This window comes from Halobacillus aidingensis, from assembly GCF_900104185.1.
Lineage (GTDB): Bacteria > Bacillota > Bacilli > Bacillales > Halobacillaceae > Halobacillus > Halobacillus aidingensis.
In genome coordinates this window covers 17,189-33,701 of sequence record NZ_FNIZ01000029.1, presented here as the reverse complement: position 1 = coordinate 33,701, position 16,513 = coordinate 17,189, and the positions used below count along the sequence as shown (strand labels likewise).

At 45.3% G+C, this 16,513-nt stretch carries 14 protein-coding genes and 1 riboswitch; of the genes, 3 read left to right on the top strand and 11 right to left on the bottom strand.

Going from position 1 to position 16,513, the window contains the following annotated elements; translation table 11 throughout:
* Window positions 1–54: 54 nt before the first annotated feature.
* A riboswitch (TPP riboswitch) is annotated at window positions 55–164 on the bottom strand.
* 110 nt (window positions 165–274) lie between these two features.
* Window positions 275–808: a DUF3221 domain-containing protein gene (locus BLS23_RS19560; protein WP_089654694.1), complete on the top strand. Its 534-nt coding sequence runs from the start codon at window positions 275–277 to the stop codon at window positions 806–808.
* Window positions 809–830: 22 nt separating this feature from the next.
* Here BLS23_RS19560 and BLS23_RS19555 read toward each other — a convergent pair whose 3' ends face one another.
* From BLS23_RS19555 to ku, 6 genes are all read right to left on the bottom strand, one after another.
* Window positions 831–2,501 carry a PucR family transcriptional regulator gene (locus tag BLS23_RS19555; RefSeq protein ID WP_089654693.1) on the bottom strand — a complete coding sequence of 557 codons (1,671 nt, stop codon included), beginning with the start codon at window positions 2,499–2,501 and terminating at the stop codon, window positions 831–833.
* 17 nt (window positions 2,502–2,518) lie between these two features.
* Window positions 2,519–3,484 carry a threonine/serine dehydratase gene (locus BLS23_RS19550; protein WP_089654692.1) on the bottom strand — a complete coding sequence of 322 codons (966 nt, stop codon included), beginning with the start codon at window positions 3,482–3,484 and terminating at the stop codon, window positions 2,519–2,521.
* A 276-nt stretch (window positions 3,485–3,760) separates the two neighbouring features.
* The gene (gene asnB / locus BLS23_RS19545) at window positions 3,761–5,266 is read right to left on the bottom strand and encodes an asparagine synthase B (RefSeq protein ID WP_089654691.1); all 1,506 of its coding nucleotides are present in this window, start codon (window positions 5,264–5,266) and stop codon (window positions 3,761–3,763) included.
* Window positions 5,267–5,477: 211 nt separating this feature from the next.
* Window positions 5,478–6,125 carry a Fic/DOC family protein gene (locus BLS23_RS19540; protein WP_244157283.1) on the bottom strand — a complete coding sequence of 216 codons (648 nt, stop codon included), beginning with the start codon at window positions 6,123–6,125 and terminating at the stop codon, window positions 5,478–5,480.
* Window positions 6,079–6,258 (bottom strand): hypothetical protein, encoded by a 180-nt coding sequence (locus BLS23_RS19535; RefSeq protein WP_089654689.1) that lies wholly within the window; start codon window positions 6,256–6,258, stop codon window positions 6,079–6,081. The genes BLS23_RS19540 and BLS23_RS19535 overlap by 47 nt, the downstream gene beginning before the upstream one ends.
* A gap of 74 nt (window positions 6,259–6,332) precedes the next feature.
* Window positions 6,333–7,169, bottom strand: coding sequence for a non-homologous end joining protein Ku (gene ku, locus BLS23_RS19530; protein WP_089654688.1), 837 nt, complete (start codon window positions 7,167–7,169; stop codon window positions 6,333–6,335).
* Between the two features lie 839 nt (window positions 7,170–8,008).
* Between ku and ligD the strand changes: the two genes are divergently transcribed.
* The gene (ligD, locus tag BLS23_RS19525) at window positions 8,009–9,766 is read left to right on the top strand and encodes a DNA ligase D (protein WP_167356127.1); all 1,758 of its coding nucleotides are present in this window, start codon (window positions 8,009–8,011) and stop codon (window positions 9,764–9,766) included.
* Between the two features lie 92 nt (window positions 9,767–9,858).
* Here the strand turns inward: ligD and menE are convergent, their stop codons facing one another.
* The 5 genes from menE to BLS23_RS19500 form a co-directional block, all read right to left on the bottom strand.
* Window positions 9,859–11,415 carry an o-succinylbenzoate--CoA ligase gene (gene menE, locus BLS23_RS19520; protein ID WP_089654686.1) on the bottom strand — a complete coding sequence of 519 codons (1,557 nt, stop codon included), beginning with the start codon at window positions 11,413–11,415 and terminating at the stop codon, window positions 9,859–9,861.
* Between the two features lie 179 nt (window positions 11,416–11,594).
* The gene (locus BLS23_RS19515) at window positions 11,595–12,362 is read right to left on the bottom strand and encodes a 3-hydroxyacyl-CoA dehydrogenase (protein ID WP_089654685.1); all 768 of its coding nucleotides are present in this window, start codon (window positions 12,360–12,362) and stop codon (window positions 11,595–11,597) included.
* 1 nt (window position 12,363) lies between these two features.
* Window positions 12,364–13,506 (bottom strand): thiolase family protein, encoded by a 1,143-nt coding sequence (locus BLS23_RS19510; RefSeq protein WP_089654684.1) that lies wholly within the window; start codon window positions 13,504–13,506, stop codon window positions 12,364–12,366.
* Window positions 13,507–13,517: 11 nt separating this feature from the next.
* A complete protein-coding gene (locus BLS23_RS19505; protein WP_089654683.1) occupies window positions 13,518–14,666 on the bottom strand; it encodes an acyl-CoA dehydrogenase family protein in 1,149 nt (382 codons plus the stop codon).
* A gap of 486 nt (window positions 14,667–15,152) precedes the next feature.
* A complete protein-coding gene (locus tag BLS23_RS19500) occupies window positions 15,153–15,893 on the bottom strand; it encodes a Cof-type HAD-IIB family hydrolase (protein WP_089654682.1) in 741 nt (246 codons plus the stop codon).
* Window positions 15,894–16,107: 214 nt separating this feature from the next.
* Here BLS23_RS19500 and BLS23_RS19495 point away from each other — a divergent pair, with 214 nt between their 5' ends.
* A complete protein-coding gene (locus BLS23_RS19495) occupies window positions 16,108–16,491 on the top strand; it encodes a DUF302 domain-containing protein (RefSeq protein WP_089654681.1) in 384 nt (127 codons plus the stop codon).
* Window positions 16,492–16,513 lie beyond the last annotated feature (22 nt).

The window sequence follows — 16,513 nt, the reverse complement described above, 5'->3', positions numbered from 1 at the left end:
TAAAAAAAGCCAGATCCTTAGAGGACCTGGCCTGGTATGCAGTAAGTCGATACACGTATCGTCAGACTACTTCCCTCCGCTGGTATTAACCAGATCAGGTTCGTAAGAGTCAGAAAGCTTGCTCGCTTTCCTCTCAGCCCATTCAGGCCCCCCTAGTAGTTTCATAAACTTATTCGCTTGGTGATTTTCATCATAACAAAGTTGGATGTTTCTGTCATGTGAAACTTTTCCTCCCGTTCAAACGTCAACAAAGTAGATAAGGAGTGTGAGAAAGATGAAAATGAGATGGATGCTTGGTATGTTCATGGTTTTCTCTTTATCCCTTAGTGCATGTGGACTGTCAGAGACAGAAGAAGTAGACCAGAATGAAGTGGAAGCAGAAGCATCCGATCCGGACATGAGCGGATTTGTCATGGATCAGGACGATGACAGGATCCTTGTTGTCACACCGATGGATGATGGATCAGGGGATGAAGGACGGGCCATGTGGGTCTCCGGAGCTCCTGAAGGTTTATGGGTCGGCAAACAGGTCGAGGTCTGGGTAGACGGGGATATCGCTGAGTCCTACCCTGAACAAGCCACGGCTGAAAAAGTCCAGGAGCTTGAAATGAGTGAAGTCCAGGGAGCGGACTTAAAAGCATCCGAAGCTCTCTCTACAGCTTTGTCCGAAACAGAACCAGAGCAGACAGATGTGTTGATCGTTTCGCTACTTTCCTTTGATGAAGAATCCGATCAGTGGACTGTCAAGCTGGACCGACGCGGGACCGATCAGGGCGAATGGAAAACGACAGTCAAAGATGAGAAATAGAGCGTCACCCCGAGGGAGCGCTCTATGCATCCACCTTTTTCAAAAGCCATAACCTTACGCTCAGCTCCAGCAAAAAAAGATCATCCGCATTGAGAAGAGAGAGGCCAGTCAAATGTTCAATGTTTCTCAATCTGTGCAGCAAAGATTGGCGGTGCAAATTCAGGGCACGGGCCGTCTGACTGACATTGCTGTTGTATTTGTTATAGACCATAAACGTATGAATCAGTTCTGTCTGCCGTTTCTGGTCATAATCAATCAGCTTCTCCAACGTATCTGACACAATCGCTCCGATTTCTTCCTCGTGCGACAGTGCCATGAGCAACCGGTTCATTCTAGTATCACTGAAAAACGTCCGCTCCCCTTCTTCATGCTGCTGACCGATTTTCAGTGCCGTTTCCGCCTCTTCATAGCTTTTATGAAAAGTCTGATACCCACCTTTATGACAGGAAATCCCCCAGCTAATCGTAATCCCTTTTAATAACTCATGAAGTCTCCGCTCAATCAGGTCGAGAAACTGGTTCGCGGTTTCTTCATAATCCGGACGGTCCGTTTCCAAATAAACGATTACCTCACCTTCATCAAAGGTGGTCATCGTCCTCCGGTGCAGCGCGTCTCCGGCATGAGTGACTTCCTTCTGAATGTAATAATTGCGACTGTTGATCGATGATGATTTGACTTGTGGCATCGTTGAAGAGGTGCGTTCCTCCTCCGGCTGCACGAAACGGATATGGCCGACGAGACAAATATAAGGCTTCTCCAAATCATAACCAAGCAGCTGCGCTTTCGAAAAAAGAGCTCTGTCCATCTCCCTCTCCTGCTTGGCTAAATCCAGCAAAAAGTTATCCTTAAGTCTGATTTCAGTCATTTCAATGGCGTTCTCTTTGACGAAATATAAGGCACAAGCTGTAAGCGCATGCTCCAAAATGTGAAGGTTCACCCACGTTAAATCTTTGTCGTCCTTTGGCTTAAATAGAATATATCCCTGTTTCTTATAGTTTGATAAAATTGTAAGCTGGTAGCATTTCTGGTCACCGATTTCATAGGTTTCAATATAATGGCTGAGCGGGTGATCACTGTCCATCTCCGTTTCTACAAGGGTTCCTTCCTGAGAAAGCTCATGCCCATTTAAAACATCGATGTAATAACGATCAAAATACTGATTCGCTCGTATCTGCTTGTTATGATCACTGATGGCCGTCGGAATGCCTGTATTCTGGTAGATGATTGATGTGATCTCCTGCAGCCCTTTCCCGTTCAGGACACAGTTGATCAACTCCTGTCGTATCTCTTCCGTGCGTTGCTGGTCCTGGCGGTTATCCTCACTGATCAACCGTAATACGTCCTGTAAAATATCTCCGAAGCGGACCTCCCATGGAATTTCCATCACGATCAACTCGTGTTTCTCCGCAAGTTTTAACACACGGTCGGGAATTTTATACAGATGACGTCCTGTGGCAAAAGCGAGGACGGAGGCTTCCGAGCGAATGACATCTTCAACATATCCTTCGAGTGCCAACACATCATCCACACATCCGACCCCTGTACTTAGTACAAATTCATTGTTCCTGACAAAGTTCTCTACAGGAGTCTCAATCACTGAGATCCAATCAACCTGACGATCATACACATGGGTCTGTACTCTTGCTTTTTCGAGCACTGGAAGTTTTAAAACTTCCTCCACCGCAACCCCCATCTCCACTCCTCCCCCACTTACGATTTAGCCAAAAGATCTGTAATCGCATCATGATCGATATTGTTCCCGCTCATGACGACAACAACATTTTTTCCTTGTAGATCATTAGAATGAAGGGCGTGCCCGACCCCCGTTGCAGCCGCTCCTTCCACGACCATCTTATGGTGCTCAAGAGTGAAGAGCAGCCCTTCTTCAATCTGTGCCTCTTCCACAAGCACCCCCTCGTCCATATAAGCTTTCGTCATTGAAAATGTGTAACGGTTCTCTGTCCCAATTCCTCCAAGCAGACTGTCTGCCAACGTATCAGACTCCTCGAGAATGACAGGCTTACCCTTGGCAAGGCTTTCCTGCATGACCGCCCCCTTCTTCATCGTCACTCCTGTCACACGTATAGAAGGTTCAATTGATTTCATCACAAAAGCAATACCTGACAACAGCCCACCCCCAGACAAGGGAATGATCACTTCATCAACCTCAGGACACTGCTCCATGATTTCAAGCGCGATCGTCCCCTGACCGGCAATGATTTCCCGATCATCAAAAGGCTTGATTACCGTCATCCCATTGTCTCTTTCCAATTCAGCACACCTTGCTTCTGCTTCATCTTGACTGCTTCCCACAATCTCCACAGACGCTTGTAATTTTTTAAGACGATTCACCTTCGCCTTCGGAACACGGTCCGATATACATACCGTACAAGGAATTCCTAACTCTGCTGCTACATATGCAACAGATATGCCATGGTTACCCGTTGAAAAAGTGGTCACACCTTTCTTTAAGTCTTTTTCGTCAAGTGATAGAATTTTGTTTGCAGCCCCTCTGAGCTTGAATGATCCCGTAGGGTGGGTATGCTCGAGCTTCAAGTGAACCCGCGCCCCTGTGTGCTCGGAGAGCGGGTCTGAGTACAGGATAGGAGTGGGTTGGACAAACAAAGATATGCGCTTCTTCGCTTCCCAAACCTCTCTGAAGGAAAGGCTGGTCATTCATAACGTCCTCCTTCTTCAGCATTTATGGTTTCAAGTTTTGAATATTCAGTTATTTTAATTATAGTGGAACAACCTCTTATGTTTAAAGAGGTAAAATACCTTCTATATTTTTTACTTGTTTTTTGACAGCGTTCTCGCTAAGCGGTTGTGTGTGAGGTGGACTGCCGTTTGCAGGGCGACTGCTCTTGGAGCGATGTGATCTCCCTTTGGTGCGATCCGCAAGATTATAAGATATGAAAAAGGACAGATGCGTTTTGCATCTGTCCTTTTGGGTTAAGCCGTGGCCCATTTGCCTACGGTGTGGAGCATTTTTTCTTCTGGGAAATGATCCCTGAAAATCTGATAATAGAACATTTCCTGTTTGGATCGTATATCAACTGGTGCTTCGGCTTGCACCTTTTCAAATGTTTCATCTGTAATTGTTCTTTCTGCATGCAGGTCGAGCAAGTCCAATGCACCACTTCCTTCTGAGAACTCTGCTTTCTTACGCCATAAAACTTCATCAGGGATGATGCCGTCAAATGCTTTTCGAAGCAGCCATTTTTCCATGCGGTCTTTCTTATGAACTTTCAAGCCGGCAGGAATCTGGAGGGCATTTTCCACAACATCCAAGTCGAGAAATGGCACACGAAGTTCAATGGAGTGCGCCATGCTCATACGATCGGCTCGTTGCAGATTTACGTGGTGAAGTGTATTCAGTACACGAATGATTTCCTTGTTCATGGATGCAGTATCCTGGTATTTTTCCATATACGCATATCCAGCGAATAATTCATCGGCCCCTTCTCCAGATAAAATCACTTTTACGTGTTCGGATGCAAGCTTAGACACGAAGTAATTCGGGATGGCACTACGTACAAGGGAAGGCTCGTAAGACTCCAGGTGATAAATGACATCAGAGACAGCTTCAATCAATTCTTCTTCCGTATAAATATATTCATAATGCTTGGTTCCCAGCGCTTTCGCAACCGTACGAGCGTTGATGATATCTGCACTGCCTTCAGAGCCGACACAGAACGATTTTAAAGGCTTCTCCCCTTGCTTCTGCTGATCAGCTATGGCGGCAATCAAACTACTGTCCAAGCCACCACTCAGCAGCACGCCTACTTCAACGTCTGCCATCAGTCTTTTTCGAACGGATTCGTTCATAGTTTCTTTTATAGAAGTAAACACTTCGGTCATCTCATGTTCCGTGTAAGACTCTTGCGGGGACTGGATTTTCCTGTAGCAGACAAAACCATTTTCCGGTGTGAAATAGTGCCCGTGAGGAAATTCTTTCGCCTCATTCACAAAAGGTTCGATTGCTTTCAATTCAGATGAAAAAACATACTGCCCATCGCGATCCACCCCGTAATAAAGCGGCTTGATCCCAAGTGTATCCCGAGCTACGACAAATGAATCGTTTTCCTCATCTGCAATGAAGAACGCGAACATTCCATCAAGTTGATGGATGGCTTCCGGCCCTTGTTTTTCGACTAATTTCAAAGCTACTTCACTGTCTGACTTTGTGAGAAAAGAGACATCTTTCGCTAAGGATTCTTTAATGGCTGCATAATTGTAAATTTCACCATTACAGACGATCCAACGTTTTTTATCTTCGTTATGAATCGGCTGGATGCCATCTTCAAGTCCGATAATCGATAAGCGGCGGTGTCCAAGATGAACACGATCGGTAACCACTGACTTCCCCTCATCTGGACCACGATGGTAAAGCAGTTCCAGCACCTCATTCATTTGTTTTTCACTCATCTCTCCTTGTGTCACGAAAATTCCGCACATAAGTAATAAAGACCTCCTAAGTTTGCATGCATGATTTGCATAGGAATCAGATTACGCTCTTTTCGAGTGTTCATCAAATCGAGTTTGTCAGCAAATGTAAGCAAAACAAGCGAAATCCAGAAAAAGGAGGCAGATAGAATAGACATTCGTGGAATGGCCCTACATTCAGATGGAATCCTCTGTCTACATGCAAAAAACCTCCAGCCTTGTTTTATGCTGAAGGTTTTTGATAGGTAGATAAGGAATGACTAATCACTTGAGCAAGCGGACGCACATCTTTGACAGATTGAACACTTGCCTGGAAGATTTCCTCAGGCGGGACCGCTGACCAATCCAGATGATATCCTGCTTCCATTGCTAAGATGCGAATGAACTCCCGTAAACTTCTTCCATTCCCTTCTCTGAAAGGATGGAGAACATTAATTTCTGACATGTAGTACACCAATTTCTCTACAACCAGGACCCTGTTCATACTTTTCCAATCTTCTCTCATCAACTGTTGAAATATGGGCTCAGCCGCATCGTGAATGAACCTGGCCTGAGCAAAAGAAAATCCGTCTTTCGTAATGTTTTCTGTTCGAATTTCTCCAGCAAAAGGGTAAAGATCTGAAAAAAGGCGCGCATGGATCCTTTGTAAATGACGCAAGTCGAAATCCCCTTTAATCGGGGTGGATTGAAGCTCAGCCAACCTTTGTGCCGTAAACATCGTCTCCAAAGCTGTCAATTGTTTCTCATCTTTAATGTCATAATGATTGATTAAAACGTTTGATCCCGGATAACAATACTTCGACTTTTCATTCCCGTACCTGGTGTTAGGCATGACGAGCCAGTTCCAACGCCCGTGTGACGAACTCCTCATGAGAGATCTCCCCTGTCAGGCACTTTTTCACAAGCAGCTTCTGCTTCTTGCTCAAGCGGTCTCCCTCCACAGCGAGAGAAGCCAAGGCCGGGCGCATAAGTAATTCGACTTCTTCCTCGGAACGTACGGTCATCCAATCCCTCCGAACTTTAATGATCTCCTCTACATTATACTACAGATGGAGGTTTTATAGACGATGATACCCTGTCAGGAAGTCTTTTTCTTGCCAGATGTGGTCGTCTTTTTCTTCGTTGTTTTCTTCTTCTTGGAACCTTTCGTTTTCTCCAACGATTTTTCCAAAGCATCCATTAAGTTCGTCACATTATCCGGCTTCGGTTTATCTTTGGCTGTCGTAACTTCTTCATTGTTTTTCTTCGCTTCAATCAGTTCCATAAGCGCTGTCCGGTATTCATCTTTATATTTTTCAGGATCGAATTCCGCTGTCAACTGATCGATCAGCGTAACAGCTGTACTCAATTCTTTCTTACTTAATTCTGTTTCTTCCGGAACATTCGGCACATCCTGAACGGATCTGACCTCATCAGGATAATGGATCGTTTCCATCACAAGAGTATTCTCATAAACCCGGACGATCGCCAGTTGTTCCTTGGAGCGGATGATGATTTTAGCAATCCCGATCTTCTCGGTATCTCCGAGCGCCTGACGAAGAAGACTGTAAGCTTTTGATCCTCCTCCGCTTGGAGATATAAAATAACTCCGCTCAAAATAAATCGGGTCGATCTCTTCCAACTTCACAAAATCGATGATTTCAACCGCTTTGTCTTCTTGTTCTTTTTTCAACTGTTCCAGGTCTTCTTTATCTAAAACGACAAACTTGTTCTTCGCATATTCATAAGCTTTGACAATCTCTTCACTCTCAATTTCCCGCTCACATACCGGGCAACGCTTCTCATATTCGACCGGTGATTTACATTCCTCATGAAGCTGACGCAGTTTGATGTCCTTATTCTCTGTTGCCGCATGCAGTTTCACAGGAATATTCACAAGTCCGAAGCTGATGGTCCCTTTCCACATCGTGTGCATCCTGACCACTCCTTTTTCCTATAGGTTTCTCGAGATCACTGAAAAATATGTTTCTCACTCATGGATAAACTACATAATAAAGCCCAACCTATTCAACAAAATGGCAGTATTCTTGAAGACTCAGTTTCGATATGTTTATTGAGTGAATGGGGCTGCGGGGAATAGCTCGCTTTCCGCGGGAGCGCGCCTGAGCCTCTTCGGACTCCGTCCTGCGGGGTCTCACCTAGCACTCTTTTCCTCTTATATATCCGGTTCCAGCGCCTAGCGGCTAGTGAGACTTCCCTCGCTTCTGTACGATAAGTCAACATCGAATCGCTCCGTTCTTCGTGTTTCCTTTATCTCCGCCAGCTCAGTCCAGTCCATACGCCGCTGACCAAGGCGCCTCCACACTTAAGGTAGGAGTCTCGCCATTCCCCTCCGCCTCTTTACCATGGGAGTGTCTCGAAACCACTTCTCGGAAACTCTGCTGGTATGCTCAAGCGAAGTGGATAATATAAGACTCTCCCCGGTGTGAATCCGAATGTGAAAGCTTGATATAGAGCGCTTTATGCCTACTTCTAAGTGGGATGGGAGACGCCCCATGGTAAAGGGGTTCGTTTCTCACATGCATCGAATGGGGTTGTTGGGAAGCTGCGAGACTCCCGTGGGAGAAGGAGACAGGCGAGATCCCGCAAGGCGATAGCCTGAGGAAGCTCGGCGCTCCCCCACAGGAAGGCGAGTGGCTTCCCAACAACCCCTGACTCCAAATACGGCAAACGAACCCCGGTTATCTCGAAACTGAGTCTTCCACAAACGGGAGAATTTATGTAAGAAAGCTGAATGGAAAGGAGATGGTGGAGATGAAACCAATGCTATTAACGGGGACGACGGAACTCCCTGAGGGTAATGAGTGGGTGTATGAAGTGAAGTATGATGGTTTTAGAGCCATTCTCGAAGCACGCGCGGAAGGAGTCAAGCTATGGAGCCGGAATGGAAAAGATATGAGCGAACGTTTTCCTGAAATCGTTCAGGTGGACATCCCTAAAAACCTCCTTCCTTTTACCCTTGATGGCGAGCTGGTCATATTGAACACTCCTTATCAGGCAAACTTCGAAGCTTTACAAAAAAGAGGAAGAATGCGAAATAAAGCAAAAATACAAGCTTCTTCTATACGAAGACCTGCTGCCTTCATGGCTTTTGACAAAATAGAAAAAAGTACTATACCTCTATTAAAAAGAAAAGAAAACATGACTAAGCTTCTCGGGAAGCTTAAACACCCGCAAATTAGAAGTATTGATGTATATGAGGATATAGAAGAAATTCTAACCATTGCTGAGCTGCACTTGGCTGAGGGAATCATTGCGAAAATGAAAAATAGCAAATATCAACCCGGCGACCGCGGAAGGCAATGGTTGAAATGGAAACAATGGAGGACAGTTTCCGGCTTTTTACAAAAGTACGACTCTGATAATGGATATTACGATGTAGGGTTTTATAAGGACGAGGGCCCTCTCCCACTCGGGAAGTTTAAACATGGCCTGACAGATGACGAGAGTGAAACGCTCCGTACATTTTTCAAAGAACATGGGACAAAGAAAAAAGGCACATGGCGTTTAGAACCCGGCGCGTGTGTAGATGTGCACTGTCTGAGTGCTGAAGAAGGGGAACTACGAGAACCTCTCTTTCACCAGTTCCGGTTTGATCTTTCTCCTGAAGATTGTACAGAATCTAAGAAACAGTGGGACCTTTCTTTGTTTCCTGCCAACTTCGAGCCAACCAATGTTGATAAACCTTTATGGAAGGGTATTTCTAAACAGGATTTCCTTGTTTACATCCGTCAATTAGCTCCTCACATTCTCCCTTTCATACAGGAAAAGAAGTTAACACTGATCCGTTATCCTGATGGGATTTACGAAGAGTCCTTTTATCAAAAACATTTCCCCGACCATGCCCCCGACTTTTTAAAAATGTGGATGGAGGATGGGGAGCCTTTCATCATTTGCGATCAACTTCTCCCTCTTCTTTGGCTTGCCAATCAGGGGGCATTGGAATACCATACTCCGTTTGAGATGGCCGGCGGTCAAAAACCCGATGAAATCGTTCTGGATTTGGATCCGAAAGACCGGAGTCACTTTAGTAAGGCGATTAGGGCTGCCCAGTTATTAAAGCATCTCCTTGACGAACTTGAAGTCCAAAGCTTTGTCAAAACTTCCGGAAATAAAGGCATGCAGATTCATATCCCGATTCGCGAGGGAGATTTAAGCTATGAGGAAACGAGGAAAATCACGGAAACGTTGGCCACATTCCTTGTTAATGAAGAACCTGACCTTTTTACAACTGAACGTTTGAAGAAAAAACGTGGGGATCGTTTGTATATTGACTATGTCCAACATGCAGAAGGCAAAACGATTATTGCCCCGTATTCGACAAGAGCGACCGAAACAGCAACGGTCGCTACGCCGCTTCATTGGGAAGAAGTGACGGAAGATTTGCGCCCGGAGTCGTTTACGATCCACACTGTACCTAGCCGAATAGCTGAATTTGGCTGCCCTTTTTCTATGTACGAAGAAGCTAGAGACCATCAGCCCATTCAAAAACTGAAGCAATTGCTTCAATAACTTGTCGAATATTGCCCGGGAAATGACCCACCATTTATCTAAAAAAGCACTAAATAAAAGGCTGCCGGTCGTCACCGGCAGCCTTTTATATCTTATTCTGATAATGTTTTACTTCGTTCCCGCAGTTTGAACTTTTGCAACTTCCCACTCGCGTTGCGCGGAAGTTCATTTACAAATTCATAACGTCTTGGCCGTTTGTATCGGGCAAGCCTATTCCCTGAAGTACAGAACTCATCCAGTTCTTGTTCAGTGACGCCACTATCCTTTTTCACAATGTAGGCGACCACTCTCTCTCCCCACAGGTCATCCGGTTCACCAACGACGGCTGCATCCATGACTGCCGGATGATCAAACAAGGCATCTTCTACTTCCCTTGAATAGATATTTTCACCGCCGGATATGATCATGTCTTTCACACGATCACTGACCCAGAGGTATCCATCTTCGTCGAACGATCCGATATCACCTGTATGATACCAACCTTTGTACATGGCTTCTTCTGTTGCTTCCGGCCTGTTGTAATACCCCTTCATCATGCTGGGCCCTCGTACAATAATTTCCCCGAGTTCGTGCGGTTTACAAATCTCCTCAGGCTCTGCGGGTCCGTGCTCATTCGTCCTCACCACTCGTACTTCATGGTTCAACAGTGCTCTTCCTGCCGATCCTGCTTTCGTGACTTGTTCTTCCTCTGTAAGTGCGGTAATTGCGGGTCCCATCTCCGTCATCCCGTATGCCTGTAAGAGCTGCACACCTAAGGATTCATGCAGCTTCATCGTCAAAGCAGGGGCCATTGGTGCTCCTCCATAGAGACCTTGTCTCAACGTCTGGAAATCCTCTTTGGTGAATTCCTCTTGCAGCATCATGTTCCACATCGTCGGAGCTGCAAAGAAGGATGTAATCTGCTCCTCCCTGACCGTTTCAATCACATCAGGTGCATCGAAGTGGTGCAGCAGAACGTTTGTCGCTCCAATCATTACTCTTGGGAAGAACGCACAATGAAGCTCGGCACAATGGAAAATCGGGGCAACAGTCAGTCCACGGTCCTCTTCCGTCAGTCTTAAACAAGCAGTCATGATGAGGGCTTGATCGACCATATCTCTATGCGTATGGATAACCCCTTTTGGAAGCCCGGTTGTTCCGGAAGTGTACATGATGGCATAAGGATCATTCTCGTCCAGTTCACACACTGGTCGTTCGGTCGTTACTCCATCGATTCGTTCATAATAGTTCATCGCATAAGGCAGATTTTCTTCGTCGATGGACCAAAACTCAATACTTGTCATCTCTTTCGCTACCGGAGCGATTTGAGCAGCTGTCGCTTTTTCAAACACGACCACCTTTGGATCAGCATCTTTCAAAATGAACTCGATTTCTTTTTCCATGAGACGGAAGTTTACCGGATTGAATACCGCCCCAATCTTCATGCAAGCGAACAGCACTGTCGCATATTCAGCTGTGTTAAAAAGGACCGTCGATACTTTATCCCCTTTTTCCACCCCTGAGGCCTTGAGCGCATTTGCCGTGCGGTTCACTTCCTGGTCCCATTCTCCGTATGTCCAGCGTGTACCAAGCCGTAGATCAACCAATCCTTCTTTATCAGCATACTTCGCTACCGTCTGCTCAAACATACTCCTAAGTGTTGGTCCCATTTCTCATCGACTCCTTTTGGTTTTTTATAAAATCCCAATAGCCAACTTGCTCGATCCACCAAGAGCTTACAACGATCAAATACCGGGAGTGCTTCAGACAGTTTTTCAATGTAAAGAATAAGGCGCACTTTCTTTTTTCCTTACCTTCTAAGTAATGAGGTACACCGTAGTGACAACATTTACTTGGGTTGTAATCGAATCGCTCCGTCTAGACGGATCACCTCCCCATTAAGCATTGGGTTATCTAAAATGCTTAGAGCTAACTTCGCATACTCATAAGGCTTTCCCAGCCTTGAAGGAAATGGTGTCGCTTTCCCAAGAGCATCCCGTGCTTCTTCAGGGAGCTGTTCAAACATCGGGGTTTCAAATAAACCTGGCGCAATAGCCATTACACGGATGCCGTGACGGGCGAGTTCCCTTGAAATCGGCATCGTCATCGCGGCTACGCCACCTTTGGACGCACTGTAAGCCGCTTGACCGATTTGCCCTTCATAGGCAGCGATTGAAGCTGTGTTAATGATGATTCCCCGCTCCCCATATTCATTCGGCTCATTTTCCTGCATCTTTTCAGCTGCCAAACGGATGACATTAAACGTCCCAATTAGGTTCACTTCAATGATCTTAGAAAAAGACTCCAGGCGATGAGGACCATTTCGTCCGACCACTTTTTCACCAGTTACGATGCCGGCACAGTTGATGACCGTGTTTACCTGCCCAAAGGTTTCGACAGTCGTTTGGAGCATGCGCTCAATTTCATCAGCTGAAGTGACATCCGTTTTGACAAACAGCGCAGAAGAGCCCAATTCTTCTGCAAGCGCTGCGCCCTTTTCTTCGTTTTGGTCTACAATCACCACTCTGCCGCCATTTCTTACAATCTTCCTTACCGTCGCTTCTCCAAGGCCTGAAGCCCCACCTGTCACGGCCGCTACCACACCTTTAACATCCATGCTATCCCTCCAGCCTTTCAATGACCGTGCCGTTCGCCATTCCGTGTCCTTCACAGATGGCAAGCAGTCCGTACTTTCCTTCTGTCCTTTCTAATTCATGCATGAGAGTTGTCATAAGCTTTGCTCCGGTAGCACCTAACGGGTGACCAAGCGCAATGGCTCCTCCATTTACATTCAGTTTTTCATGTGGAACACCAGTCTCTTTCATCCAAAACAAAGGCACAGGAGCAAAAGCTTCATTCACTTCAAAAAGATCGATATCTTCAAGACTCAGTCCAGCTTTTTGTAAGGCTTTATGTGTTGCAGGAACCGGACCTGTCAGCATCAATGTCGGGTCGGAACCGACGACAGCTCTGGAGACAATCCGAAAGCGTGGCTTCAACCCCAGTTCCTCCGCTTTTTTACGTGACATTAAAAGGACGACTGCAGCTCCATCACTGATTTGACTCGCATTTCCGGCTGTAATTTTGCCGTTTTCCTGGAAAACTGTTTTCAGTGTGGCAAGGGTCTCAACAGATGTGCCTGCTCTGGGGCCTTCATCTATTTTAATTACGTTGGAATCACTAGCGTTCACAGGCATGATTTCTTTTTCAAACCGACCTTCATCAATCGCCATCAGCGCCCTTCTATGACTTTCAGCTGCATAAGCATCAAGCTCTTCCTTACTTAATTGCCATTGGTCGGCGATCCTTTCTGCCGAATGGCCTTGATTGATCATTTCGTATTTTGACGTCAATCGTTCATTAAAAGATGTCCCCTGCATATTTGAAAACATCGGCACTCGTGACATACTTTCCACACCACCCGCTATGACAACATCCATGTCCCCACAAGCAATCGCTTGAGAAGCGAAATGGATCGCCTGTTGACTCGAACCGCATTGCCGATCGAGCGTTACTCCAGGTACCTCCATAGGAAAACCAGCAGTCAGAGCAGCAATTCTAGCGATATCGCCTGCCTGCTCCCCGACCTGACTCACACAGCCGGCAATAACGTCTTCCACCTCGATAGGATCAAGAGAAGCCCGTTCGACCAGTTCTTTAAGTACATCTGCCAAAAGGATATCCGGCCTGATCTCGCTGAGCCCTCCATTCCTTTTACCCACAGGGGTTCTTACTGCTTCGACGATGACAACTTCATTCATATCTTTTCCTCCTATACTAAACCCATCTTTTTGGCGATAATCGTTTTCATAATTTCATTGGATCCTGCATAAATCGCAGTGACCGGTGCATCACGGAACCTTCTCGCAATTTCATACTCTTCCATATATCCATAACCACCGTGAAGGTGCATACATTCCATCGCTACCTTTTTAACCAGGTCGGTGGTCCACCACTTGGACATCGACACCTCTTTGACAACGTCCTCCCCGTTCATATGCGCCTCAATCGTATGGTCCAGGAATGTTCTCCCGATTTCAATTTCCGTTTGTAGTTCAGCGAGTTTGAATTGAGTATTTTGAAAAGAGGCTATCGACTTCCCAAAAGCTTTGCGCTCCTTCACGTATTCAACCGTCAACTCAAGCATCCGTTCACATGCTGCAATAGCACCTATGCCTACAATCAGGCGTTCCTGTTGCAGCTGGTTCATCAAATAATAGAAACCTTCACCTTTTTTACCAAGAAGGTTGTCCTTAGAGACAGCTGCATCCTCAAAGATCAACTCTGAAGTGTCCTGGCTGTTCAGGCCGACTTTATCGAGCTTCTTCCCGCGGGAAAAACCAGGCGTGTCCCTCTCAACAATCATCAGACTGATCCCCTTATACGCTGGAGATGCATGAGGGTCCGTTTTACACACAACGACAACCAAATCCGCGTGAATTCCATTCGTGATGAATGTTTTTTCACCATTCAGTGTGAATCCTTTTTCATTTTCTACCGCTGTCGTACGTATAGATGCAAGGTCCGATCCTGCTCCCGGTTCGGTCATCGCGATCGCTGTAATACATTCTCCCGTCGTACATTTCGGAAGCCACTTTTGTTTCTGTTCTTCTGTCCCATAAGCATGCAAATAAGGGACGACAATATCGTTGTGCAATCCGACTCCAATCAGGCCTGTCCCCACTTTTTCCATCTCTTCATTAATGACAACGGAATATCCAAAATTTGCTCCAAAACCACCATATTTCTCGTCAAGCCAAGGACAAAGGTATCCCTGCTCTCCAAGCTTTCTCCAAAACGCACGGGGTACTTCCCCTGCCTTCTCCCATTCGTCATAATAGGGGTAAGCTTCTTTTTCTAAAAACTTCCGTAAAGATTGACGGAGTATTTCATGTTCTTCTGTTATGTATGATGCCTTCATAATCTTCCTCCCTGAACATTCTTCGCTATTGGATGTAATTCTCTCTTTATTCCTCTCTTTCCTGCCACAACCAGAAAACGCTTACATTTTTATGTATTTAGAAGGATTTCGACACACTCTATTACTGTCACTAACCATCACGGCACGAAAAGTGGATAATAAATGAAATGGCGGAATTTTTTAAGACTGGATTTCGAGTTCACCGGGGATCGTTTCGCTATATTGATAGTCAAGATGGTTGGAAAGCCACTCGCAATCACTGTTTTTCACAAAAATATATTCTGCTCCCTATAAAGCATTTAAAAACTTTTATCGGTGGGTTTTAAACTCTTATCGGTAGGTTTCGGATTTTTATCTGCGGCTTCCAGGTTATTATCGGTGACTTTCGCACTTTTATCAGTGACTTTCTTGATTTTATCAGTATTTACGGTAAGCGAGTAATAATCCGGACAAAAAGAACCAGCCTCGCTGGCTGGTTCTTTGGTTTTAGTCTATGACTTTTTCAATGGCAAAGGCGACGCCGTCTTCTTTGTTGGAGGCTGTTACAAAGTCTGCTTCTTTCTTTACCGGCTCCTGGGCATTGCCCATCGCGACACCGAAACCTGCTTCGCGAATCATCGCGATATCGTTCATACTGTCGCCAACCGCCATCACCTGATCCATTTCTAAATCAAGCCACTGGCAAACTTTCAATAGGGCTGCTGCTTTATTTACACCTACAGGATTAATTTCAATGTTTGTCGGACTGGAGTTGGTTACTTCCAGGTCCTGATTCGCATTGACTTCGTCGAGGATGACTTGTCTTACTTCGTCATCTTGTATATCAAAACCGAATTTCAACCAATCGTAGTCTACAATCTCCTGATCGAATGGGCTTTGGCTGTTGTACAACCCTTGCACGGTTGAAGACCAAAAATAGAGGCCGTGCTCTTTTTTCAATTCCCATAGACGCTCCACATGTTTATGTTCGAGCCGATTTTGTTCAACGAGGTTAAAATCATGATCATAAATCTCTCCACCATTAATCGTCACAATATAGGAAGAGCGGCCGAGGTCTTCAGCGATGTTCCGGCATCTGGATAAAGATCTTCCTGTACTTAATACAACATGGATGCCTTTTTCTTTAGCTTTTTTTATAGCTGCTGCATTGGCCTCGGAAACTTCGCCTTCATGATTGACGGTGGTGCCATCTAAGTCCAAAGCAATCAATTTGATGTCTTTTGTCATGTGATTCACGTCCTCTCTCTAATGTACCTATTTTAATATAAGGAACTTCCATACACAATTCAAAAGGAAACCAGAGGGTCGGCATAGTTTTAACATTTTATAACTATAACCCACCTCGTCCTAGAGAGCCTTATAGGAAGCCCTTCATTAAAATGATTATTTTCATACCTTAATGGGTATGGATAAGGAGAACATATTTTCAAGGAGGTATTTCATGTTTCACTATACGGTCGAAACGGACAAAGGGATGGATGAAGCGATCGAAAGTCTTGAGGCTAATCTGAAGGAAGCGCAGTTTGGCGTGTTATGGAACTTCGACATCAAAGATAAGCTTCATGAAAAAGGACTGGAGTTTGAAAAAGAATTTAAAGTCTTAGAAGTCTGTAACCCTAAAGAAGCCCAGCGCGTCTTAAATGAAAACGTAATGGCTGGTTATTTCCTTCCTTGTAAAATGGTTGTCTATGAAGATGGAAATAAGACGAAAATCGGTATGCCTAATCCGACTTCTCTTACTCAGATGGTTGAGGATGACAATATTCAAGAGATGGCCAGTGATATTGAAGAACGTTTGAAGCATTGCATGGATCAAAGCGTGTAACCATATAAAAGAGCTGCTAACT

Coding starts and splice junctions, on each gene's coding strand:
- BLS23_RS19540 (WP_244157283.1), bottom strand. CDS start 6,125: ATGAGGAGTTCGTCACACGGGCGTTGGAACTGGCTCGTCATGCCTAAC.
- BLS23_RS19500 (WP_089654682.1), bottom strand. CDS start 15,893: ATGACAAAAGACATCAAATTGATTGCTTTGGACTTAGATGGCACCACC.
- ligD (WP_167356127.1), top strand. CDS start 8,009: ATGAAACCAATGCTATTAACGGGGACGACGGAACTCCCTGAGGGTAAT.
- BLS23_RS19535 (WP_089654689.1), bottom strand. CDS start 6,258: ATGACCGTACGTTCCGAGGAAGAAGTCGAATTACTTATGCGCCCGGCC.
- BLS23_RS19505 (WP_089654683.1), bottom strand. CDS start 14,666: ATGAAGGCATCATACATAACAGAAGAACATGAAATACTCCGTCAATCT.
- BLS23_RS19515 (WP_089654685.1), bottom strand. CDS start 12,362: ATGGATGTTAAAGGTGTGGTAGCGGCCGTGACAGGTGGGGCTTCAGGC.
- ku (WP_089654688.1), bottom strand. CDS start 7,169: ATGCACACGATGTGGAAAGGGACCATCAGCTTCGGACTTGTGAATATT.
- asnB (WP_089654691.1), bottom strand. CDS start 5,266: ATGTGCGGAATTTTCGTGACACAAGGAGAGATGAGTGAAAAACAAATG.
- menE (WP_089654686.1), bottom strand. CDS start 11,415: ATGGGACCAACACTTAGGAGTATGTTTGAGCAGACGGTAGCGAAGTAT.
- BLS23_RS19560 (WP_089654694.1), top strand. CDS start 275: ATGAAAATGAGATGGATGCTTGGTATGTTCATGGTTTTCTCTTTATCC.
- BLS23_RS19510 (WP_089654684.1), bottom strand. CDS start 13,506: ATGAATGAAGTTGTCATCGTCGAAGCAGTAAGAACCCCTGTGGGTAAA.
- BLS23_RS19550 (WP_089654692.1), bottom strand. CDS start 3,484: ATGACCAGCCTTTCCTTCAGAGAGGTTTGGGAAGCGAAGAAGCGCATA.
- BLS23_RS19555 (WP_089654693.1), bottom strand. CDS start 2,501: ATGGGGGTTGCGGTGGAGGAAGTTTTAAAACTTCCAGTGCTCGAAAAA.
- BLS23_RS19495 (WP_089654681.1), top strand. CDS start 16,108: ATGTTTCACTATACGGTCGAAACGGACAAAGGGATGGATGAAGCGATC.